General features: G+C 69.3%; 17 protein-coding genes. 7 read left to right on the plus strand and 10 right to left on the minus strand.

The window, feature by feature from the left end:
* Window positions 1–82: 82 nt before the first annotated feature.
* The 4 genes from VFK57_15170 (at window position 83) to glgB (ending at window position 3,727) form a co-directional block, all read left to right on the plus strand.
* Window positions 83–415 carry a hypothetical protein gene (locus VFK57_15170; GenBank protein HET7697051.1) on the plus strand — a complete coding sequence of 111 codons (333 nt, stop codon included), beginning with the start codon at window positions 83–85 and terminating at the stop codon, window positions 413–415.
* 39 nt (window positions 416–454) lie between these two features.
* Window positions 455–1,123 carry a carbonate dehydratase gene (can, locus tag VFK57_15175; protein ID HET7697052.1) on the plus strand — a complete coding sequence of 223 codons (669 nt, stop codon included), beginning with the start codon at window positions 455–457 and terminating at the stop codon, window positions 1,121–1,123.
* 72 nt (window positions 1,124–1,195) lie between these two features.
* Entirely contained in the window at window positions 1,196–1,459 is a 264-nt protein-coding gene (locus VFK57_15180) for a hypothetical protein (GenBank protein ID HET7697053.1), read from the plus strand.
* A gap of 21 nt (window positions 1,460–1,480) precedes the next feature.
* Window positions 1,481–3,727, plus strand: a complete 2,247-nt coding sequence (glgB, locus tag VFK57_15185) for a 1,4-alpha-glucan branching protein GlgB (protein ID HET7697054.1) — start codon at window positions 1,481–1,483, stop codon at window positions 3,725–3,727.
* On the opposite strand, the gene VFK57_15190 is transcribed toward glgB, so the two are convergent.
* Complete coding sequence (locus tag VFK57_15190) at window positions 3,672–4,076, minus strand: EVE domain-containing protein (protein HET7697055.1); 405 nt, start codon at window positions 4,074–4,076, stop codon at window positions 3,672–3,674. The two genes, glgB and VFK57_15190, sit on opposite strands and share 56 nt — an antisense overlap.
* Here VFK57_15190 and VFK57_15195 point away from each other — a divergent pair.
* A complete protein-coding gene (locus tag VFK57_15195; protein HET7697056.1) occupies window positions 4,075–4,689 on the plus strand; it encodes a mismatch-specific DNA-glycosylase in 615 nt (204 codons plus the stop codon). The genes VFK57_15190 and VFK57_15195 overlap by 2 nt on opposite strands.
* A gap of 5 nt (window positions 4,690–4,694) precedes the next feature.
* Here VFK57_15195 and VFK57_15200 read toward each other — a convergent pair whose 3' ends face one another.
* Both VFK57_15200 and VFK57_15205 read right to left on the minus strand, forming a co-directional pair.
* Window positions 4,695–5,360, minus strand: coding sequence for an HAD family hydrolase (locus VFK57_15200; protein HET7697057.1), 666 nt, complete (start codon window positions 5,358–5,360; stop codon window positions 4,695–4,697).
* A 13-nt stretch (window positions 5,361–5,373) separates the two neighbouring features.
* Complete coding sequence (locus tag VFK57_15205) at window positions 5,374–5,745, minus strand: helix-turn-helix domain-containing protein (protein ID HET7697058.1); 372 nt, start codon at window positions 5,743–5,745, stop codon at window positions 5,374–5,376.
* An 86-nt stretch (window positions 5,746–5,831) separates the two neighbouring features.
* On the opposite strand from VFK57_15205, the gene VFK57_15210 reads away from it, so the two are divergent.
* Window positions 5,832–6,401: a YceI family protein gene (locus VFK57_15210; GenBank protein HET7697059.1), complete on the plus strand. Its 570-nt coding sequence runs from the start codon at window positions 5,832–5,834 to the stop codon at window positions 6,399–6,401.
* Between the two features lie 56 nt (window positions 6,402–6,457).
* Here the strand turns inward: VFK57_15210 and VFK57_15215 are convergent, their stop codons facing one another.
* The 5 genes from VFK57_15215 to VFK57_15235 form a co-directional block, all read right to left on the minus strand.
* Entirely contained in the window at window positions 6,458–9,214 is a 2,757-nt protein-coding gene (locus tag VFK57_15215) for a carboxypeptidase regulatory-like domain-containing protein (GenBank protein HET7697060.1), read from the minus strand.
* 20 nt (window positions 9,215–9,234) lie between these two features.
* Window positions 9,235–10,248 (minus strand): hypothetical protein, encoded by a 1,014-nt coding sequence (locus tag VFK57_15220; protein HET7697061.1) that lies wholly within the window; start codon window positions 10,246–10,248, stop codon window positions 9,235–9,237.
* Window positions 10,249–10,339: 91 nt separating this feature from the next.
* Window positions 10,340–11,749 carry a hypothetical protein gene (locus VFK57_15225; protein HET7697062.1) on the minus strand — a complete coding sequence of 470 codons (1,410 nt, stop codon included), beginning with the start codon at window positions 11,747–11,749 and terminating at the stop codon, window positions 10,340–10,342.
* Window positions 11,750–11,800: 51 nt separating this feature from the next.
* Window positions 11,801–14,509 (minus strand): ABC transporter permease, encoded by a 2,709-nt coding sequence (locus VFK57_15230; GenBank protein ID HET7697063.1) that lies wholly within the window; start codon window positions 14,507–14,509, stop codon window positions 11,801–11,803.
* A 20-nt stretch (window positions 14,510–14,529) separates the two neighbouring features.
* Entirely contained in the window at window positions 14,530–14,859 is a 330-nt protein-coding gene (locus VFK57_15235) for a PadR family transcriptional regulator (GenBank protein ID HET7697064.1), read from the minus strand.
* A gap of 209 nt (window positions 14,860–15,068) precedes the next feature.
* Here VFK57_15235 and VFK57_15240 point away from each other — a divergent pair, with 209 nt between their 5' ends.
* On the plus strand, window positions 15,069–16,130 hold the full coding sequence (locus tag VFK57_15240) for a hypothetical protein (protein HET7697065.1): 1,062 nt from the start codon (window positions 15,069–15,071) through the stop codon (window positions 16,128–16,130).
* Here VFK57_15240 and VFK57_15245 read toward each other — a convergent pair.
* Together VFK57_15245 and VFK57_15250 are read right to left on the minus strand one after the other, a co-directional pair.
* Window positions 16,127–18,946, minus strand: a complete 2,820-nt coding sequence (locus VFK57_15245) for a hypothetical protein (GenBank protein ID HET7697066.1) — start codon at window positions 18,944–18,946, stop codon at window positions 16,127–16,129. The two genes, VFK57_15240 and VFK57_15245, sit on opposite strands and share 4 nt — an antisense overlap.
* 13 nt (window positions 18,947–18,959) lie before the next feature.
* Window positions 18,960–21,329, minus strand: a complete 2,370-nt coding sequence (locus VFK57_15250) for an ABC transporter permease (protein ID HET7697067.1) — start codon at window positions 21,327–21,329, stop codon at window positions 18,960–18,962.
* Between the last annotated feature and the right edge of the window lie 281 nt (window positions 21,330–21,610).

Consider the following 21,610-nt stretch of genomic DNA (forward strand, 5'->3'; position numbering starts at 1 on the left):
ACAGGCGCGCAGCAGAAACCCGCGCCATTCCGCTGGTTTTCGACGATCCGGTCCTGGCACGCTCGACGCATTCTTCCGCGGCATGCAGGCCCTCAACCCGATGATGCAGTGGGAAATGTATGCGCCGGGCACCGCGATCGCCTTCTCGGCGGTGGCCGACGATTCCGGTATTCGCGTGACGTTGCAGCGGGACCAGATGCCGGTGCTCACCGGCGCGGCGGCGGATACGACGATGCTCTTGCGGCTGTCGCAGCAACTGCGCGCGCAGCTGCAGGGACTTGGCTACGCGTCGAAGCCGCCGGCCGGGCGGCTGTCGGCGCTCGAAGGGGGACCGTGCTGGGGTCCCGCGGCGCCGCTGAACTCCTCGCTGATCGAGACCCTGCTGCGCGCCGCCCCGCGCGCGGCGGCGTGGTGAGTCTGACCGCGCGCAAGCCCGCAGGGTAATATCCATGGCGTGACCAGCCTGCCCGAGCTTTTCCGCAACAACCGCGCGTGGGCGCGCGCCATCGTCGAGCGGCAGCCCGACTTCTTCGCCGCGCTCGCGGCGCAACAGACGCCCAGGTATCTCTGGATTGGCTGCGCCGACAGCCGCGTGCCGGCGAACGAGATCGTGGGGCTGATGCCGGGCGAGCTGTTCGTCCATCGCAACGTCGCCAACGTGGTGGTGCACACCGACCTGAACTGCCTGTCCGTGCTGCAGTACGCCGTCGACGTGCTGGCGGTGCGGCACGTGATCGTCTGCGGCCACTATGGCTGCGGCGGCGTGCGCGCCGCCTACCTGAGGATGCCGCTGGGCCTGATCGACAACTGGCTGCGCCACGTGCAGGACGTACGGGATCGGCACCAGCCGCAGCTGGCGCTGCTCGACGGCGACGAGCCGCGCATCGACCGCCTGTGCGAGCTGAACGTGGTCGATCAGGTGCGGCACGTCGCCCAGACGACCATCGTGCGGGATGCCTGGCAGCGCGGGCAGCCGCTCACGCTGCACGGCTGGATCTACGACGTGAAGGACGGGCTGCTGCGTGATCTCGGGTGCACCGCCTCGACCCCGGACGAACTCGCCGCCGCCTGCGACCGCTCCACGCTCGCGCCCGCGGGAGGAGAACGCCGCTCCCCAGACTGAGGCGGGGCGAGTGCTGAGCGTCGGGAACAGCTAAGCTTGCCGTCGATGCGCGACCGGACTAACTTAGGCGGGATGCCGGTGAGCGTGTTGTGCCCGCAGGTGCTGGATGCCGGGGCGCGCGCCCGGCTGCACAGCGCCGTCGAGGCGACCGTGCGGCGGTGGCGGCCCGGGTTCGAGAAGTGGCAGCTGAGCCTGTTCCGGTCACAGAGCGGCGACGGCTGGGATCTTGCGATCAGGGGACCGCGGTTCCGCAAGGTGCTGACGCTGAACGGACCGCTGGACGATTTGCCTGGCCTGGTGACGGCTTATGTTGACGCCGTCCTCGCCAACGCGTGACCGCAAGTACATAATCTGACCGTGCTGCCCGCCACTGACGCTTTCGACGCGCTCGCCGGCGCGCGCCATTCCGACCCCTTCTCGATCCTCGGTCCCCACGTCGACGCCGGCGCGCTCGTGATCCGAGCGTTCCAGCCGTCCGCCGGACGGATCGACGTCGTCCACGCCGGCGGCGCGACGACGATGGAACGCGTGCACGAAGGGGGGGTGTTCGAGGCGCGCCTTCCGGGTCAGCGGGACGTCATCGACTACCGCCTCCGCATCACGTATCCGGGCGACGACACCGTGACGATCGACGATCCGTATCGGTACGGGCGCGTCATCACGGAATACGACCTCTACCTGTTCGGCCAGGGGCGGCATACCCGGATCTACGACAAGCTCGGCGCGAACCTGATGCGGATTGGCGACGCCGAGGGTGTTCATTTCGGCGTGTGGGCCCCCAACGCCGACCGCGTCAGCGTCGTCGGCGACTTCAACGCCTGGGACGGCCGGGTGCATCCGATGCGCCGCCTGGGGGCGTCGGGCGTCTGGGAGATCTTCGTTCCCGGCGTCGCCGCGGGCGATCGCTACAAGTACGAGATCCGTTCGAGCCAGCACGGCGAGCTGCTGCTGAAGGCCGATCCCTACGGGCTCCTGTTCGAGAAGCCGCCGCTCTCGGCATCCGTGGTCGCCGATCGCGGCCACACCTGGAGCGACGCGCAGTGGCTGATCGATCGAGCGGGGTGCAACGCCTGGTTCGATCGCCCGATGGCGATCTACGAAGTTCACCTCGGATCGTGGGCGCGCGTTCCGGAAGAGGGGAACCGGCCGCTGACCTATAGCGAGGCCGCCGAGCGGCTCATCCCGTACGTCAAGGAGATGGGCTACACCCATATCGAACTGCTCCCGGTGATGGAGCATCCCTTCTTCGGGTCGTGGGGCTATCAGGTCACCGGCTTCTTCGCGCCGAGCGCGCGCTACGGCACGCCCGCCGAGTTCAAGGGCTTCGTCGACGCCTGCCACCGCAACGGGATCGGCGTGATCCTGGACTGGGTGCCGGGGCATTTCCCGAAGGACGCCCACGGCCTGGCGCGGTTCGACGGCACGCACCTCTACGAGCACGCCGATCCGCGGCAAGGGGAGCATCTCGACTGGGGCACGCTGATCTTCAACTACGGGCGCAACGAGGTGCGCAATTTCCTGCTCGCCAACGCGCTGTTCTGGCTCGAGGAGTACCACCTCGACGGCCTGCGGGTCGACGCGGTCGCCTCGATGCTCTACCTGGATTTTTCGAAGGGGCCCGGTCAGTGGCTCCCGAACCGGTACGGCGGCAAGGAGAACCTCGAGGCGATCGACTTCCTGCGGGAGCTGAACACGCTGACCCACGGCGAGCATCCGGGGTCGATCACCGTCGCCGAAGAATCGACCGCCTTTCCCGGCGTGACCCGCCCGACGCACCTCGGCGGCCTGGGTTTCACCTACAAGTGGAACATGGGCTGGATGAACGACACCCTCGAATACGTGAAGCAGGACCCGGTGTACCGCCGATTCCATCACCGCCTGCTGACGTTCTCGCTGCTGTATGCGTTCAGCGAGAACTACATCCTGCCGTTCTCGCACGACGAGGTCGTGCACCTGAAAGGCTCGATGTGGGCGAAGCCGACGGGCGACGAGTGGCAGCGCGCGGCGACCTTGCGCACCTTGTACGGCTACATGTACGCGCACCCGGGCAAGCAGCTGATGTTCATGGGCGCGGAGTTCGGCCAGCATCGCGAGTGGAACCACGACGTCAGCCTCGACTGGCACCTGCTCGACCTGCCGCTGCACCGCGGCCTGCAGCAGTTCGTGCGCGACCTGAACCGGACGTACGTCGCCGAACCGGCGCTGCACCAGTGCGACACCGATCCCGCCGGCTTTCAGTGGATCGACTGCAACGACAGCGACAACTCGGTCGTGGCGCTGATGCGCCGTGCCCGGAACCCCGACGACTTCCTGATCGCGATCGTGAATTTCACGCCGGTGCCGCGGCACGGCTACGTGATCGGCGCGCCCGCCGCCGGGCTCTACGCCGAGCTGCTGAACAGCGACGCCGCGATCTACGGCGGCGGCAACGTCGGCAACAACGGCGCCGTGCAGACGGAGGACATCCCGTCGCATGGATTCGCCCAGTCGCTGCGCCTGACGCTGCCGCCGCTCGGATTCCTGCTGCTCAAGCCGGAGCCGGGCGGGATCAGCGCTGACTCTTCTCCACAATCCACTCCCATTCGTCCGCCGGAACCGGCATGACGGAGAGGCGCGGAATGCGCGTCAGCGGGAAATCGGCGAAGCGCCGGTCAGCCTTCACCTCGGCGAGCGTCACCGGCGTCTTCAGCTTCTTCACCGGCTCGACGTCCACGGCGTACAGCTTGCCCGTCTTGTCCGCGGGATCCGGGTAGGCGTCGGCGGCGGCGCGGCAGATGCCGACCACCGCCTTCTCGTCGCCGGTGTGATAGAAGAAAATCTTGTCGCCTTTCTTCACACTGCGAAGGTGCCGCTGCGCGACCGGATTGCGGACGCCGGTCCACGACGTGCGTCCGTCCCTCGCGAGATCCTCGTAGCTGTAGTTCGACGGCTCCTCTTTGAACAACCAGTTCATGGCCAACGATTCTAAGCCCGCGTGGGCGGATCTCAGACTCACCGACTGCATCGAGCCCGGCGTCAGGCTCCTGCTGATCGGCATCAACCCCGGCGTGATGTCGGCGACGACGGGGCATCATTTCGCCGGTCCCACCAACCGGTTCTGGCGGCTTCTGTACGACTCGGGGATCGTGCCCGAGCCCGTCACCCACGAAGACGACGTGCGGCTGCCGACGTGGGGCATCGGCATGACCAACCTGGTCGCGCGTCCGACGCCGGGAATCGACACGCTGCGCCCCGAGGAATACCTGGAAGGCTGGAAGATCCTCGAACAGAAGATCGAACGCTACCGGCCCGGGATCGTCGCCTTCGTCGGCGTGACGATGTATCGAGCGTTGTGGAAGGTCATTACCGGCGAGCCGCGGGGGGCGGAGATCAAGCCGGGATTTCAGCCGGCCACCATCCACGGGGCGCGGATCTTCGTGCTGCCCAATCCGAGCGGGCGCAACGCGCACTTCTCCTACGCGGACATGCTGTCCGCGTTCCGCGCGCTCGCCCGTGCCGCGCGGCTCAGGGCGCCGCCGCGGCCGCGTCGCGCAACTGCGGCGGCGCGTAAGCGCGCCCGCGGGTGATCCCGCTATGAGGGACGCAAGCCGAGCTGGTAGATGTTCGAGAGGAGATCGGCCGGATCCGCGTAGACGCGATACGCCCCGGCCTGGGCCAGCTCCTGTTCGCCGTAGCCTCCGCTGAGGAGCGCGACCGCGAGCATCCCGGCGCGCCGCGCCGCGAGCACGTCCCACACCGCGTCGCCGACGACGTAGCACTCCGACGGTGCGACGCCGAGCTTCTGCTGGCAGGCGAGGAAGAGATCCGGCTCCGGCTTCGCCCGATCGACTTCGGTGCGGTCGACAATGACCATGTCGGACGGCGGATTCAGCGCGTCGAGCGAGGGCTGCGCGTCCTGGCGCTTGCCCGATGTGGCGATGCCGTGCTTGATCCCGGCCTCGCGCAGATGCTGCAGCAGCTCGAGCGCACCGGGCAAGGGGTGCCGATCCGGCATCAACGATTTATAGACCTCGCCGTGCCGCTTCTGCAGCCGCTCGACTTCATCCGGCGCCAGCCCGCGGCCGATCTCGTGCGCGGCCGCGCGCGTGATCAACCCGCCGCTCATGCCGATCAGGCGGTGCACCTTCCAGGACGGGACCGGGAGTCCGGCCTCCTGCAGCACGCGCCACCAGGCGAGCGTGTGGCCGTAGACGGTATCGACGAGGGTCCCGTCGAGATCGAAGATGACGGCGCGCACGGTCAGCCGCCGATCACTTGTGCGCCGCGGCGCGCTTCTTGACGGCCACCGGCGGCCGCACGGTCCGGGGCTCCGGGACCCACCGTTCGGCCCAGCGCCCGAGCGAGGCCAGCGACTGTTCGAGCGCCCGGCCCTTTTCGGTCAGCTCGTATTCCACGCGCACCGGCGTTTCGGGCACGACGATCCGCTCGACGATGCCTTCGGTCTCGAGCTCCCTCAACCGCTCCGACAGCATGCGGTCGCTGATGTCCGGGATCGAGTCGCGCAGTTCGGCGAAGCGCATGCGGCCGTTCAGCAGCAGCTGGATCACGGCGCCGGTCCACCGGCCGCCGATGAGCTCGACCGCCCGGTGGAACCTGGCGCAGAGCTGGGGTTTGAGGCCCATGCCTTGCATTCTATCAGTCCATCTGCACTTGACACAATCTACTTACTTTTGTATAGTCACTAAAGATTTCTTATCAAGGAGGACCGATGAGCACGACGACCCCCGCGAGCAGCACCACCACCCCCACCCTCACCGCCTGGAGCATCGACCCGGCCCACAGCCACATCGAGTTCGCGATCCGGCACCTGATGATTGCCACCGTCAAGGGACGGTTCGGCATCGTGCACGGCACCGTCTACTCGGATGATGCCGACCCGGCGAAGGGGCGCGCGCAGATCGAGATCGACGTCGACAGCATCGATACCCGCGAGGCCCAGCGCGACGCGCACCTGAAGTCGGCCGACTTCTTCGACGCCGCGACGTTCCCGAAGATCACCTTCACCAGCACGCGCATCGCCGACGTCAGCGGCGATCGCTTCAAGCTGATTGGCGACCTGACGATGCACGGGGTGACGCGCGAGGTCGCGCTCGACGTGACGTCGGAGGGACGGAACCGCGACCCGTGGGGCGGCGAGCGCGCCGGCTTCACCGCGACCACGAAGATCAAGCGCAGCGACTTCGGCCTCACCTGGAACCAGGCGCTCGAGACCGGCGGCGTGCTCGTCGGCGACGACGTGAAGGTGTCGCTCGAGATCGAGCTGGTGAAGCAGCAGTAACGGCGTCGGCGGTCAGCAGGAAGCCGGGCCCGCGACCCGGCTTCTGCCGCCGCTGCCTAGAACGAGAGGCTCAGGCCGAAATCGATCTTGCGCGTGCCCTGGAAGCTGGTGGGCTTGCCGTAGTTCTTCGAGTTGATCGTGCCGGTGTAGCCGACCAGATTGTGGTGGTTCGTGAGGTTCTGGACGTTGGCGTTCAGGTTGAGGCGATAGCGCCCCTGAGTCGACGCGGCTCCCTGCGACGCGGTGATGCCGCCGGCGTCCGAGCGGATCGAGATGCCGCCGGCGCGCTCGACCGGCTTGCCGAACGTCCAGCCGTAGGAGAAGTTGCCGTTCAGCGTCCACTGGCTGCTGCCGCGCTCGGTGTTGCGCCCGACGCCGGCCGGCCGATCGGTGAAGAGCAGGTCGCCGTTGGTGTCGACGCCGGTCCGCAGCGTGTACGGCGGGGCGGTGGACGCGTTCAGGTTCAGGTTCACGTTCAGCCCGCGCAGCTGCTGGCTGCTCCAGCCGACGTTGAAACGGCTGCGGACGTCGCCGTTCGACGGCCCCCAGTCATCTTCGATCAGCCCGGTCGCCGGCAGGCTGAAGGCCCCCTCGGTGTTGTTGAGCGTGCGTCCGAGGAACACGTTGGTGAAGATGCTCATCCGGCGCCAGTTCCACCGCGCGTTGGCCGGCGTCGGCCGCGCCCCCGGCGGCGGTGGCGGCGGCGGCGCGCCGCCCGCGATCATCACCATTCGCTCCGGACCACCGATCATCATCGGCCCGCCCGCCGGCCCGCCGGCGTTGAAGTTGATGCTGCTGCCGATGTTGACCGAATGCGTCCGCGACTCGGCGTCGCCGAGCACCTCGACGATGTTGGCGAAGAGCGGATCGGGACGCGCGCCGTTCACCGGCGAATTGAGGTTGCGGCCCCGCATCAGGTTGTCGCCGCTCGTGTGCGCGTAGGTCGCGTTGACCCGCACCATCCTGGTCAGCTGCCGATCGAACCCGGCGCTCATCCGGAAGTTGCGCGCCATCTGTAGACCGTCGGACAGCAGATACCGGTTGGTGGGCAGCGAAAGTCCGGCGATCGATCCCGGATCGGGATACGTCGGGTTCACGATGTTCACCTCGCGCTGGCGGAAGCCGTCGACGCGCAGCGTCTGCTCGTAGATGTTGGTGAAGAGCCAGTCGTAGAACACGCCGGCGCTCCCGCGGAGCGTCAGCTTGCCGCTCTTCCCCGGCGACCAGGTCGCGCCGAAGCGCGGGCCGACGTTGTCGTAGTCGCGGAGATGCGTCTGCGCCTCGTAGCGGATTCCCGGGCTGAGCGTCAGGTTCTTGCGGACGCGGATGTCGTCCTGCAGATACCAGCCCGCCTGCATGTTGAAGTAGCGGATGTTCGGATCGCCGATGCGCTGCGTGTAGCTGCGCGGCGTGCCGGCGAGGAACGCCTCCAGGCTCTCGAACGTGTAGGTGCCGAGGTAGTTCGACTCGTCGTTCGACCGGTACGATCCGCCGTCGAGGGCGATGCCGGTGCGCCACGAGTGGATGCCGCGCACGTAGTCGAGATCGGACTGCAGGTTCAGCGCCTTCGAGCGGACCCCGCCGCGGCGCTGCCCGCCGCCGCTGGTGAACGTCTCGATGACGTTGATCGTCTGCCCTTCGAACACCGAGCGGCTCGACGAGTCCGCCCAGTTGATCGACGCGCGGGTGTTGATGAAGAAGCGCCGGCCGAGCGGTCCCGCCTCCTGAATGCGGATGTTGTTGTAGTTGTCGTCCGACGCGTAGGCGCGCTCGAGCTGGTTGAAGCCGCCCACCCCGATGTTCCTGCTGGTGAAGCGATCGCGGCTGAAGTGGACGCGGAGCGTCTGATCGCGCGTGATCGCATAGTCGAACATCCCGAACACGAACATCGAGTCGCGCGGCCGCCGCGGCGCGAGCCGGTTCACCACCGAGCCGTCCGGCCGGAAGTAGTAGAAATACGGCGTCTCGTAATTGCGGCCGCCCGAGAAGTTCAGCGAGAACGACGCCTTCTGCTTGATCACCGAGCCGCTGATGCCGCCGTTGTAGTTCTGATACCGTTCCGGCCCCTTGGCGCGCTGCTCGGCGAATGCCGCCGGCGGCCGGCCGCTCATCGAGCCGTCGCGCAGCCGCACACCCATGCTCGTGCGCAGCGGACCGATGCCGGGCTGCGTGATGATGTCGACGAACAGGCCGCCGGCGAAGTGGTTCTCCGCCGCGAACGCGTCGCGGGTGATGTGAATCGCCTTGATCGCCGCCTTCGGCGGCAGCCGTCCGCCTTCGAAGCTGTCGACGCGCAGCACCGCGTCGGAGCCGGCGATGTCCCGCAGCTGCTGCGCCATCTCGTCGGGATCGTCGGAGAGCGCTTCGATCTGCTCGCGCGTCAGCGCCGTGCCGAACGTGGTGCGGCGATCCGACGCCGCTTCGCGCGCGTCGCGCGACACCGTGACCGAGTCCTGCAGCCCCTGAATCGCGAGCACCGCCGCGTGCCTGTTGTCTCCAGCCCGGAGCTGCACGTCCCTCAGCACGCGCGGCTCGAAGCCGGGGAACTCCGCGGTGATGGTGACGCGTCCCGGCGTCAGCCCGCCGATCGTCGCGATCCCCTTCTCGTTGGTCGTCGCCGGCTCGGCCAGCGGCGCCGGCGGCGCCGCGCCGGGTACCGCTGCCGCCTTCGGATCCACCGTGGGCGCGATCGTCACCCTGGCGTTGGGAATCACCGCGCCGGTCTGGTCGACGACGGTGATGGTCACGCGCGCTTCGCGCGCCTGCGGGGCGGGCGCCGACAGCATCAGGACCGCAAGAAGAGCAGCAATCATGGGATCCTCGGAGTGACGAGTTACTTGCGAACGTCGAATCGCCGGGGGTCGATCTTTGCGTTGATGCGATAGCGGTCGAACGTCGTTTCCTCGGTGGTTTCCGTGCCGGTGGCGCGGCGGATCCGGAAGGGGAGCTGCAGGCCGTCCACCTCGCGATACTCGGCGAAGTACATCCGGAACTCGGGCCGCGGTGCTCCGGGCGCCGCGCCGGGCGCGCCTTGCGGAGCGGCGCCTGCCGGCGGCGCTCCGGTGGGTGCCGTTCCCGCTGGTGGCCGGCCCGCTGGTGCCGCCCCCGCCGGCGGCGCTCCCGCCGGGGGCGCTCCCGCGGGCGCGCCCGAGCCCGCCGCCGGGGGAGCCCCTCGCGTCCCCGGCGCCGTACTTCCGGGTGGCGCGGCTGGCCCCGCACCTCCGGGACCTCGGCCCGGCCCGCCCCCGCGGGCGGGGGGCGCCGGCTGCTGCCAGGTCACCATGATCGGCAGATGCGTCTCGCTGTTGATGAAGTAGCGCAGCGTGAAGTTATCGGGTCCCTTGGCGTCGACCACATCGGCCTTCCCCTGCGGCGCCTCCGCCTGCCCGACGTAGGTGAAGGTCAGCGGGTACGAGGGGAACGACCCAGCGAACATCCCGAGCGCCAGCCGGGCGAAATCCTGCTTCAGCTGAGTCACACGAGCCTTGCGCGCCGGGTCCGGCATTGGCGCCGGCGGGAGGGGATCCACCAGCAGATCGTCGCCGGCGAACCCGGACGCGGTCGGCCCGCTTTCCTGCGCCGGGATTTCGTCCTTGCGCAGATACTTGTCCGGCAACTCCACGAAGATTTCGAATTCGATGGGGACGAGGTTCTCACCCCGCACCTGCCGTGTTCGGCCCTGCGCGGTGAACGATTTGACGGCGGCGAGCTTCTTTTCGCCGCCCAGCGCCTGCCGGGCCGCCGCGATCACGCTCGCCGCGTCCTTCGTCTGCGCCTCGGCGGGCGGCAGCCCGGCCAGCCCAAGCGCCGCGATGGCCACGGCGGTACTGTGTGCGAATCCGCGCATTCGTACGCTCCCCCTCGAAGGCGTAACTGTCGGTCTTAGACGTGTCCAGCCTGAATTCAGTTGGACCCTGCCGATCCAGGAGTAATTCGATCTAACGGGCGGGAAAGTTCCGGACGATCGCGTCGGACTTGATCCAGACGGGGCCGTCCTGCACGGCATTGCACTCGTTGCGGGAGGCCCAGCGCCACATCGCGTCGAGGATGATGACCTGGCTCATGGCCCCTTCGCGCGCGATCTCGTTCACCGGCGTGCCCGGCCGCATCACGTCCTTCGGGCCGCAGGCCTCGCGCGTGCCGGCCGCGTCCAGGAACACCTGCACGTCGTCGCGCACGACGATCGGGCGGTAGTACTGCTCGTCGCCGGTAATCGCCGCGTAGAACGCGTCCAGATAGGCGCGGGCGATCTCGCGCCCCTTGTCGTCGACCCCGGCGCCGTCGAGCGCGGCGTACGCCGCGGTCTTCCGTTCGATGAAGTGCCGGCGTTCGCCGTCGAGCTGCGCCCGCGGGAAGAGGGATCGCGTGCGCTGCACCTGACTCAGGACTTCGATCTCGATCTCGGACTTCGACGGCACGAACGCGCGGTTCCACACCTTGTCGAACCAGGTGTGGCGGCCGACGACCATGCCGGCGAGATCGAAGTCCTTCATCAGCAGCGATGTCCGCCCGCCGCCGCGATCGAACGCGACCACGTTCCACAGCGGCTTCGGTTCGTTGCACCGGTAGATGTCGTCCGGAGAGAATTTCAGGCACCAGTCGAAGTTGCCGATCATCGCCTCCGCGAAGGCGATCCGCGCGGCGTCCGCGCCGGCGCCTCTGACCGCGACGTTGCCGAACGCCTCGAGCGGTATCTCCGCCGTCCCTCCCACCCGGGCCATCGCATCGTCGTCGTCTTCGAGGAGCAGCGCATGGCGTTCGAGCGGCGGCTGCGCGCCGTCGATGTAGGTGATGCGCGCCGGGCGAGTGCGCAGCGTGGGCGCCTCGACCGCGCGCAGCAGATCGTAGACGAGCGATTCGCGGAGCGGCGACTTCTCGTTGGCGAGACGGCCGTACTTCGGACTGAGCTCGTGATCGGCGGCCTCGCCGCAGTGGCTGCCGATCTTGATCGAGCCGGCACCCTTCAGCTTGAGCTTCAGCTTGGGAAAGGTGCACTCCGTTTCCCGCCTGCTGGTATGTCCACGGACCGACACCGCGACGTCTGTGAGTACAACTTCCGCTCCGGACGTCCGATCTTTGAACTTCACGGTGCCCGGCACCGCGACGTCCTCGTCTTCGAGACCGGTCTCGAACAGACGCTCGAGCGGGGCTTCGAGCGTCAGCGCAACGGGCCCGGTGCCGTCGAGCAGGCGCTCCAGTCTGGCGGGCTCGGCGGCTGGCTGCGGTGTGCCGGCCGCGGGCGCGGCAGGAACACCCGGCACCGTCGGCGGCGCCGGCGGATTCGGCTGCTGTGGAAGAGCTGCGCCCAGCAGAACGGTCGAGACGACGAGCGCTGCACGGACCAGCATCGAACCAACGGCGATGCGAGTCCGCTGCCAACTGCCGGCCGGCCGCGGCCGCTACTGCGCCCTAAGCGCAACCATAGGGTCCACCGACGCCGCGCGGCGGGCCGGCATCAGGCAGGCGAGGACGGCGACCAGCAACAGCGCAGCGACCACGCCGATGTAGGTGAACACGTCGGTCGGAACCGTGTCGACGAGCAGCGTGAGCGGCGGCGGCGTGGGCCCGGCGCTCGCCGGCGGCGCCTCGAAGATGACGGAGCCGAGCACCCGCGTCAGCGCGAGCGCCCCGGCGAGTCCGATCCCGAGGCCGATGGTCACGAGCTGCAGTCCCTCGCGGAGCACCATCGTCAGCACGCCGGCGCGAGGGGCGCCGAGCGCCATCCTGATGCCGAACTCCTGCGTGCGCTGGTTCACCGAGAAGGCGATCACGCCGGCGATTCCCGCGGCAGTGATGACCAGCGCGAGGAACCCGAACATGCCGATCAGCGCCACGACGACGCGGCGCGGCGCGAGCCCCTCCGATCGCACCTCGGCGAGCGTTCGGAAGTTCTCCACCGGCAGATCGCGGTCATGCGTCTGCGAAACCGCCTTGATGTTCCGCACGGCGTCTTCGATCGGCAGCTTGGACTGGATCACCCACGTGGTGTTCAGGTTCGCGGTCTGGGCCACCGGAACGTAGACCTCCGCCGCCGGTGCGCGATCGAGCTGCTGCCGCACGTCGGCGACGACGCCGACGATCGTGCGGAACTGGCCCGGCCCGCCTCCGGCGATGCGCGTGCCGATCGGATCTTCGTTGGGCCAGAACAGCCTGGCCGCAGACTGGTTCACGATCGCGACGCCGGTGGAGGTGAGCGTGTCCGACGCGGCGAACGATCGTCCGGCCGCGATCGACTGACCGAGCGTGCGGAAGTAGTCGGGCGTCGCGAATCGCACGTTGATCTGCGGGGGCTGCACGCCGGGCGGCAACGGCCGGCCGTCCCTGACGAGCCCCTGCGGGAACGGGTCGATCTCGTTCAGCGGGAACGTGCCGCCGCCGGCGACGGCGATCACGCCCGGAATGGAACCGAGGCGGCGTTCGTACTCCGTCCAGTACCCGGCGATCTTCGCGCGCCGCTCGGCCGGCGGCAGCGTCAGCGGGAACTTGTCGAAGCTCATGTAAGCGCCGTAGGAGATCAGATTCTCGGTCTTGATGCCGGGATCGATCCGCTGCACGTTGAGGAGGCTGCGCAGCGTCAGGCCGGCGGCGATCAGCAGCATGAACGACGCGCTGACCTGCGCGACGATCAGCACGCTGCGCACCCGCTGGCTGGAGTGGCTGGAGCGGCCTCCTTCGCGGAGCGCCGGGGCCACGTCGATGCGGCGCGCGAACGCCGGGATCGAGCCGAAGATCAGTCCGGTCAGCACGGACACGCCGAGGGTGAAGAAGAGCACCGTCAGGTCGATCGAGATCTCGTTGGCCCGGGACGTGAAGCGGCCGGCGAAATTGACCAGCAACCGCAGCGAGAGGGCAGAGAGGACCAGGCCGAGCACGCCGCCGCACAGCGCCAGCACCAGGCTTTCGGTCAGCAGCTGCCGCAGCAGCCGCCCGCGCGTCGCGCCGAGCGCGGCGCGGACCGAGATCTCCCGCTCGCGACGGACCATCCGCGCCAGCAGCAGGTTGGCGATCGAGGCGCACACGATCAGCAGGACGAATCCCGCGGTTCCCAGCAGCACCCACAGCGTCGTGGTGAAGTTCCGCGTCAGTTCCGTCTTGAGCGGAATACCTGCGGCCTTGAACCCGCTGTCGGGATAGAAGCCCTTGTAATCGGTCTGCAGCCGCGCCGCGACCAGATCGAGATCGGCCTGCGCCTTGGCGAGCGTCACCTCGGGACGGACGCGCGCGAACGCGGTGAGCATCCGGCCGCGGCGGTTCGCGATCAGGCTGGGACTGGATCGGAACGGGCACGCCGACGACGGCATGTAGATGTCGACTTCCAGCGGATACTGCGGCACCGGCGGCATCACGCCGATCACCGTGTGCGGCCTGTCGTTCATCCGGAACGTCTGCCCGACCACGCTGCGGTCGCCGCCGAAGCTGCGCTCCCAGTACTTGTAGCCGAGGACGAGGACGGCGGGAGCGCCCGGCGCGTCGTCGGCGGCGACGAACGTCCGGCCGTGCAGCGGCGTGACGCCCAGCACGTCGAAGTAATTGGCCGACACCACGCCGGTCGACAGACGCTCCGGCTCGGCGCGGCCGAGCAGGTTGAAGAACATGTTGTGGAACTCGACCACGCCGCTGAGCGACTGCGCCTGCCGGTAGTCGTCCATCTCCTTCGGCGAGAAGCCGAAGTCATTGGCGACCGGATCGCTCTGGCCGTGGTGCAGCACGACCAGCTTGTCGCCGTCCTGGTAGGGCAGCGGCCGCAGGAGCACGCCGTTGACGACGCTGAAGATGGCGGTGTTGGCGCCGATGCCGAGCGCCATGGTGACGATGATGACCAGGGCGAAGCCGGGATTGCGCCGGAGACTGCGGACGCCGTAGCGGATGTCCTGCGCGGCGACCTCGACGAAGCGGGAGAGCCAGCTGTCGCGGACGTCGTCCTTGACGGCGTCCATCGTGCCGAACACGCGCTGCGCCTCGCGCCGGGCGGCGTCGGGCGGCATGCCTTTCGCGAGGTTCTGCTCGATCAGCATGTCGAGGTGGTAGCGCAGCTCGGTATCGAGCTCGCGCTCGAGGCGCGCCCGCTTGAACAGCGACGAGAGGCGGACGGAGAGATGACGGAACATCGGACTGCCCTCCGGGATGTTCAGAGTCCGGCAAGCACGCGCGCGACGGCGGTGGAAAGGCGTTCCCAGGTCTTCGTCTCTTCCGCGAGCTGCCTGCGGCCGTCCCGCGTGAGCTGATAGAACTTCGCCTGCCGGTTGTTTTCCGAGCTGCCCCATTCCGCCGCGATCAGCCCCTGCTGCTCGAGCCGGTGCAGCGCGGGGTACAACGACCCCTGGTTCACCTGCAGCACGTCTTTCGAGAGCTGCTGGATCCGCTGCGAGATGCCCCACCCGTGCATCGGTTCACCCGAGAGCGTCCGCAGGATCAACAGATCCAGCGTGCCCTGGAGCAGGTCTGATTTGGGCGCCATGAACATCCTCCAATGTTCTTCCTGTCGTCGGTCGACAAGAGGGTAGTGCGGCTCTTGTAGAGTGTCAAGGGGAATCTGGGAATTTGGAAATTTGGAAATGTGGGAATTTGGAAATGTGAAATGTGCGAATGCCGAATGCGAGATTTCCACATTTCCAGATTTCCAAATCCGCTTGGCTAAATCCTGATTTGGTGGTTCACTTCGGGGCCATGACTCGCGGCTGGGTGACGTCGGGCGTGCTGCTGGCCATGGTCTGCGCGGCCACGGGGGCGTGGGCGCAGGAGCGGCGCTGGGAGGTCGAGGTCTACGGCGGGCTGGTCGCCGCGGCGACGGCGAGCGACGGCCGGCAGACGCTGCCGCGGCCCGGCGCGGCGATCGCGACGTCGACCCCGCTCTTCCCGAGCCGCGAGGTGCCGTCGTGGTTCTTCGGCGACGGCGCGGCGCTGCTCGACGCGGTCAATGCCGCGTTCGAGGGACCGTCGCGAATGGTGCCCCTCGATCCGCTGTTCGCGGCCGTGAAGCCGGGCCGGACCGGGGCCGGCGGCGTCAGGGTGCGGCGTTCGACCTCCGCGTCGGCGTCGCTGGAGCTCGCGGTCGACTTCCTCGGGGCGGCGCCGGTTGCTCCCGGGGATCTGGCCGCGATCGTGGACGCCTCTCGCCACTCGTTCGCCAGCACCTTCACCGAGCTGCTGCGAACCGGGCCGTTCACCGGTGTCGTGGTCGACGCCGCCGGGGAGGCCGAGAGCGGCACCCGCCGCGAGATTGCCGCGACCGCCGCATTCAACACCGATCTCGGCGCGCTGGGATCCGTGATCCCCTATCTGACGTTGGGCGGCGGGATCGTGACGGGCACCGGTTCGCCGTCCGCGACACTGTCCGGCCGGTACCGCTTTGCGGTGCTCGATCAGGTGCCGATCGACGAAAGCGACCGCGTCACGATCGCCTTCGAGCGGCCGCTCACGTTCGCGGGCGTCGTCGGCGGGGGGGTGCGGCGCCGGATCTCCGACCGCTGGGGTTTCCGCCTCGACGTTCGCGCCTTGCTCGGTCCCGACGCGACGCGCGTGCGCGTCAGCACGGAGCCGTCCAGCCGGCGCGGCTCGCCTGCCGGCTTCGTCGAGTCGTTCACCAATCCGGCGATTCAGTTCAGCAACGACCCGTCACTCGGGCGGCGCTCCTCGCTCAGCGCGCCGCCGCTCGAGCGGGTGACGGTGTTCGACGGCGGCTTCCAGAGCCGGACCGTCGTCGCGTTCGGAGTATCGCGGCGGTTCTAGGGATCCAGCCTCGTATAGAAGATTCCGAGTCCGTGCGTCGCGGCCACCAGGACGCGCTCGGATCTCACGAACTCGAGATCGACGACCAGCGCTTCGGGGAAGCCCACCCCCGCCAGTTCCCAGACCGGCGATCCGCGGCGCAGCACCAGCACGCCGAAGTCCGTTGCCGCGTACAGATCGCCGCGGCCGTCGTCGACGGCGATCGTGTTCACCGGCAGGTCGCCCAGATCGCGATCGAGCAGCGTGAACGTCGCCGTGCGCGACGACGGGTTGAAGACCGCGCGAAAGATGTGCCCCGGCGATGACGGCGTGAGCGCGTTGAACCCCGAGTAGGAGATGAAGGCGGCATTCGGATCGGTCCGATCCGGCACGATGCGGGTGACGAAGCGGTTGGGCGTGACCGGCGTGTCGACGCGGCTGAAGGTCACGTCGGGGCCGGCCGCCGCGTCGGCGTTCTTCGAGACGAAGAGACGTCCCGCGCTCGTCGCCGCCCACAGCGTTCCCGCATCGAGCGCGGAGCGCTCTACGGCCACGATCACGCCGCCGGTGCGATCGGACCCGTACGCGTCGGCGGTGAGATCGCCGGGGCGGCGGCCGGCCGATTCCGGCGTCGAGCCGGCGGGAAACGGATGGGCGACGCCGAGCGGAATCCAGTCGCCGCAGATCAGCGCCGCGGACCCGCCGGAGAACCGGCAGTTTGCCTCGAGGAACGCCTGGCTGCCGCCGTTGCTCTTGGTTCGCCAGACGTGCTGAAAGCCGGTGAACTGGGTGTCGGGATTCACCTCGTCGAACGAGAGGAACTGCCGTCCGGTCGACGCCGTGATCGTCGCGCGTTCGTTGGCGGCGCGGATCGGATCGTCGATCCGCAGCCATCGCGCCAGGTCGCCGTTGGCGAAGTTCACGAAGAACCGGTTGCTCTGGAAGCTGGCGAACAGCACGCCGGCGCGCGACGGATGGAAGCCCGAGGCCGACGTTCCGTCGCCGAACGGGAACACGCTCTTCCACACGCCCGCCGCGCCGGTGCCGTCCTGCCATACCGTGCCGTTGTCCTGCAGGCCGCCGATGAGCCGTTGCAGCGGAGCGCGCGGATCGAGCGCCACGTTGTAGAACTGCAGCGTCTGCAGGCCCCGGTTCAGGAAGTACATCTGCCGGGGAACGGCCGCGAGCATCCGCGCGCACTGCGGCGCATTGCCGAACAGCGAGCCGCACCGGTCGGCGATGTTGACGAACACGCCGTCGTTGCGAACGACGCCGCCGTCCGAGCCGACGAACGCGATGTCGGGATTGCGGGGGTGGAAGGCCACGGCCCGGACGTCCACGTGCGCCCGGTTCGGCGGCGTCTGCGCATCGCTCGAGAACGCCGAGAAAGTAACGCCCGCGTCGGTGGACCGGATCGTCGGTTCGCCGAAGGTCGGCGTCGCCACCCCGCCGAGGACGACCGTGTCGGGGCGCCGCGGCGGCACCGCCACCACCAGATCGTAGAAGCACTGCGACGCGCAGATCGCGCGGCTCGTCGATCCCTCCTGCGCCGGGTCGTTCGACGAGAGCGCGATCCACGACGCGGTGTTGGAGAGGTTGGAGCCCGATCCGGTCACCAGCTCCGCTGCCGGAACGTCGGCGTTGTCCAGCCGATACAACCCCTGCGTGCCGGCGGCGAGCGTGCCGTTGTAGGCGTAGACCCGCGTGTGCCCGCGGCTCTCCGTCAGGTCGAACATCGCGAGATCCTGGAATCCGCCGCGCCCGACGATCGCGAAGACCGGTTTGAAGGAGGCGTCGCCGTTCTCCAGCGGCGGCGCCGAGCGGTGGATGGCGTTGTTCCACGCGCTGGCGTAGACGATGCGCGGGTTGCGCGGGTCGATCTCGACCCAGCGCACGCCGATCATCGTGTCCCCCTGCCCGACCGTCTGGTGCGGATTCGGCGCGATCGCCGGCGCGAGCGGCGGCACCCAGATCAGCGACCAGGATGCGCCGCCGTTCTCCGTCTTGTAGAGCCCGACCCGCGGCTGCGGGTAGCCGGTAATCTGGCTCTGGCCGCCGCGCACCGCCGTCATGCCCAGCATGGCAGTCGTCGTCGCGACGTAGATGACCTGCGGGTTGCCCGGCTCGATCGCGATCGATCCGATGCCCCGTGTCGACGTGAAGTCGATCGGCGCCGGCGACACCGCGGGATCGACGATGTTGGTGGAGACGCGTGCCCAGCGGTCCCCGCCGTCGGTCGAACGATACAGTCCGGTTCCCGCGCCGGAGTTCTGAGGCGAGTTGGTTTCCCCGGTGCCGACGTAGATCGTGCCGCCGCTCTCGTCGTTGGGGTCGAGCGCGAGACTGCCGATGTTGTTGGTGCCCAGGCCGGCTCCGATCCACCGCCAGCCCGCGTCGTCGGCATGCATCGCGTCGTCCGAGCGCCACACGCCGCCGCCCGCGGTGCCGACCCAGAGCCGGCATGGTCCGTGGAGCGCACATGCCGGCGAGATCGCCAGCGCGGAGACACGCCCCGAGAAATTGCCGGAACCGCTCGCGCCGCCTTCGGTCGTGCTCGAGGGGCCGAGGCTGATCCATGCCGTCCCGGCGGGCTGCGCGCCGCGATATGCGACGCCGCGATAGACCCAGTAACGCGCCGCGGACGCGCGCGCGACTTCGACCGAGCCGGGCACGCCGGGGAAGGCCTGTTCGTAGGCCCGCAGATCCTCGAAGCCCAGAGGAGAGAACGCGTCCGGTTTTTCGGCAGCCTGGCCTGGAGCGGGCTGCTGGACGAACGAGTCGGTGGCGCCGGCCGTCACGAGCAGCGCCACGATTACGACGGCCCTGCCGGCTTTCATGCGCCGGAGGGTATCACTTCAGCTTCAGCGCGGCCATCGGATCCACCCGCGCCGCCGTCCGCGCCGGCCACCACGACGCGGCAAGCGCGGCGCCGCCGAGCAGCGTTGCCGCACCCGCGAACAGCGCCGGGTCGAAGGCGCGCAGCCCGAAGAAGATCGACGAGAGAAAGGCGGTGGCGGCGAACGCGAGGAGCAGTCCCGCGCCGACGCCAATCGACACGAGGCGCAGCGCGCTGCCGAGAATGAGCTGCAGGATCGCGCGCGGCGTTCCGCCGAGGGCGGCGCGGATTGCGATCTCGCGATGGCGCTCGGCGACGGTCAGCGACATCACGCCGAAGACGCCGAGGGCGGCGACCAGCAGGGCGACCGCGCCCAGCGACCCGAGCACGAACCCCTGCAGCCGGCGATCCTCCGCGTATGCGCGATAGGTCCCGTCCATCGTGTGCACCGTGACGGCAACGGCGGGGTCGACGCCGGCCGCCGCGGTGCGCACCGCGTCCACGGCTGCGGACGACTCGCCGGCGGTCCGCACGACGAACGCCACGTCACGGCCGTTCGGCAGCGTGTAGTACATCTGGCTCTCGGGCGGGCCGGGGAGCGCGCGCTGCGCGACGTCACCGACGACGCCGACGACGGTGAACCAGGCCGAGGGATTCGCGGCCCCGGGCAGGCGCAAACGAGCGCCGATCGGATCGCGATCGGGCCAGTGCCGGCGCGCCATGGTCTCGTTGATGATGACGGACGCGCTTCGCTCGTCGCGAGCTTCGCGCGCGGTGAAGGCGCGCCCGCGGCGAACCGGGATCCGCATCGCGTCGAAGTAATCCGCGTCCACGAACCGGAACGTCGCGGCGGGCGGCGACGCGGTCGCGGTCCATCCCTCCACGATGAAGCCCGTCGCCGGCACGTTGCGATCGACGAGCGGTGCATGGCTGATCGCGGAGACCGCCGAGACGCCGGCGACCGCCGCCAGCCGCGCCCGCATCGAATCCACCAGATCCATCCGCAGCGCCGTCGAGTCGAACCGGGCGTCGGGCAGCGGCGCGCGCACGACGACGAGGCCGGCGCGCTCGAAGCCGGGGTGCACATCGTCCATGGCGAGCGCGCTGGTCACGATGGATGCCCCGCCGGTGACCAGGCCGAGCGAGAGCGCCACCTGCGCGGCGACCATCGCGCCGCGCAGCCGCGCGCGGCGGCGCGACCCGGACGCCTGCTGATCCTCCTGGAGCACACCCCGGATGTCGACGCGGGACGCGCCGATCGCGGGCGCGACACCGAGGATGGTCGAGGTCGCCGCGGCGGCGGCAAAGGCGAACGCCACGACCCGGGCGTCGATGGAGAACGTCAGCCAGCTCGCGCCGCCCGGCTTGCCGAGGGTATTGACGAACAGATCGGTGCCCCAACTCGCGACCAGCACGCCGAGCGCGCCGCCGGCGACCGCGAGGAGCGCGCTTTCGGTCATCACCTGCCGCACCAGCCGCCAGCGCGCCGCGCCGATCGCCGCGCGGACTGCCAGCTCGTGCCGCCGGCCGCTGACGTACGCCAGCAGCAGGCCCGCGAGATTCGCGCACGCGACGACGAGCACGACGCCGGACGCGAGCAGCAGGATCAGCGCCGCGTCACGCTGCTTCGAGCCGAGGACGGCGTCCCGCAGCGGGCGCGCCGCGATCGTCCACGCGCGGTTGTCCGGGGCGCCGCCGGTCTGCGACGGTTCCAGTCCGGCGAGTGCCGCCGCGGCTTCGGCGGGCGGGACGCCGTCGCGCAGCCGCGCCGCGACGTCCACGCCGCGCCGCGCGTCGCGCCGCAGCGTCAGCCAGATCCGCGCGTCGGCGGGAAACGCGAAACCGGCAGGGGCGATACCGACGATGGTGTGGGGCACGCCGTCGATCGCGATCGACGCGCCGAGCGCCGCGTCGCTGGCGCCGAAGCGTCCGGTCCACAGATCGTGTCCGATGACCGCAACCGGTGACGTGTCGCCGTCGCCGATCGAGCGGCCGCGCAGGAGCGGCGTCCCGAGCAGCGCGAACAGATCGCCGGAGACTTCCGCCCCGGCCGCCTGCACCGCGCCCCCCTCGCCGCTCAGCGTGACAGGGCGCGCGACGTACGCCACCGCCTCGGCGATGCCGGCCGCCTCGCGCACGGAGATGAACTGTTCGACGGTGAGTCTCGATCGGACCGCCGCGCCGCGCGCGGCGCGGTCCACGGCGACCAGGCGATCGGCGTCCGCGAACGGCAGCGGCCGCAGGGCCACGCCGTTCAGGATTGAAAAGAAGGTCGTCGTCGCGCCGATGCCCAGGGCGAGCGTCGCCAGGACGATCGCGCTGAACGCCGGACGGCGGGCGAGTTGACGGAGAGCGACGCGAACGTCCTGACTGATGCCATGCACGCCGCCATCATACCCGGCCGTTGCGCCGCCCGCGACCGCGCCCCTCCGCATCGGATCGGCCGACGGCGGCATCCGACAGATCGAGCGCGATCGCGATGCCGGCCTCGTACCCCGAGGCGCGCCGGGCGGGCTGCAGCAGGAGCTGGTCGCCGGCCTGGCGATAGATGCCGTCGCGCTGATTGATCGTGTCGCGGCGCCCGTTCGCCGCATACGGCTCGCGCGCGTGGATCTCGTCGTTCAGGGTCTCGGGAAAGAACAGCTGCGACGTGTACTCCCGGCGG

Source organism: Vicinamibacterales bacterium (assembly GCA_035699745.1).
Taxonomy (GTDB): Bacteria; Acidobacteriota; Vicinamibacteria; order Vicinamibacterales; family 2-12-FULL-66-21; genus JAICSD01.

Coding starts and splice junctions, on each gene's coding strand:
- VFK57_15210 (HET7697059.1), top strand. CDS start 5,832: ATGAGCACGACGACCCCCGCGAGCAGCACCACCACCCCCACCCTCACC.
- VFK57_15245 (HET7697066.1), bottom strand. CDS start 18,946: ATGAAAGCCGGCAGGGCCGTCGTAATCGTGGCGCTGCTCGTGACGGCC.
- VFK57_15220 (HET7697061.1), bottom strand. CDS start 10,248: ATGCGCGGATTCGCACACAGTACCGCCGTGGCCATCGCGGCGCTTGGG.
- VFK57_15195 (HET7697056.1), top strand. CDS start 4,075: ATGGCCAACGATTCTAAGCCCGCGTGGGCGGATCTCAGACTCACCGAC.
- VFK57_15205 (HET7697058.1), bottom strand. CDS start 5,745: ATGGGCCTCAAACCCCAGCTCTGCGCCAGGTTCCACCGGGCGGTCGAG.
- VFK57_15180 (HET7697053.1), top strand. CDS start 1,196: ATGCCGGTGAGCGTGTTGTGCCCGCAGGTGCTGGATGCCGGGGCGCGC.
- VFK57_15235 (HET7697064.1), bottom strand. CDS start 14,859: ATGGCGCCCAAATCAGACCTGCTCCAGGGCACGCTGGATCTGTTGATC.
- VFK57_15225 (HET7697062.1), bottom strand. CDS start 11,749: ATGCTGGTCCGTGCAGCGCTCGTCGTCTCGACCGTTCTGCTGGGCGCA.
- VFK57_15230 (HET7697063.1), bottom strand. CDS start 14,509: ATGTTCCGTCATCTCTCCGTCCGCCTCTCGTCGCTGTTCAAGCGGGCG.
- VFK57_15170 (HET7697051.1), top strand. CDS start 83: ATGCAGGCCCTCAACCCGATGATGCAGTGGGAAATGTATGCGCCGGGC.
- VFK57_15190 (HET7697055.1), bottom strand. CDS start 4,076: ATGAACTGGTTGTTCAAAGAGGAGCCGTCGAACTACAGCTACGAGGAT.
- VFK57_15240 (HET7697065.1), top strand. CDS start 15,069: ATGACTCGCGGCTGGGTGACGTCGGGCGTGCTGCTGGCCATGGTCTGC.
- VFK57_15215 (HET7697060.1), bottom strand. CDS start 9,214: ATGATTGCTGCTCTTCTTGCGGTCCTGATGCTGTCGGCGCCCGCCCCG.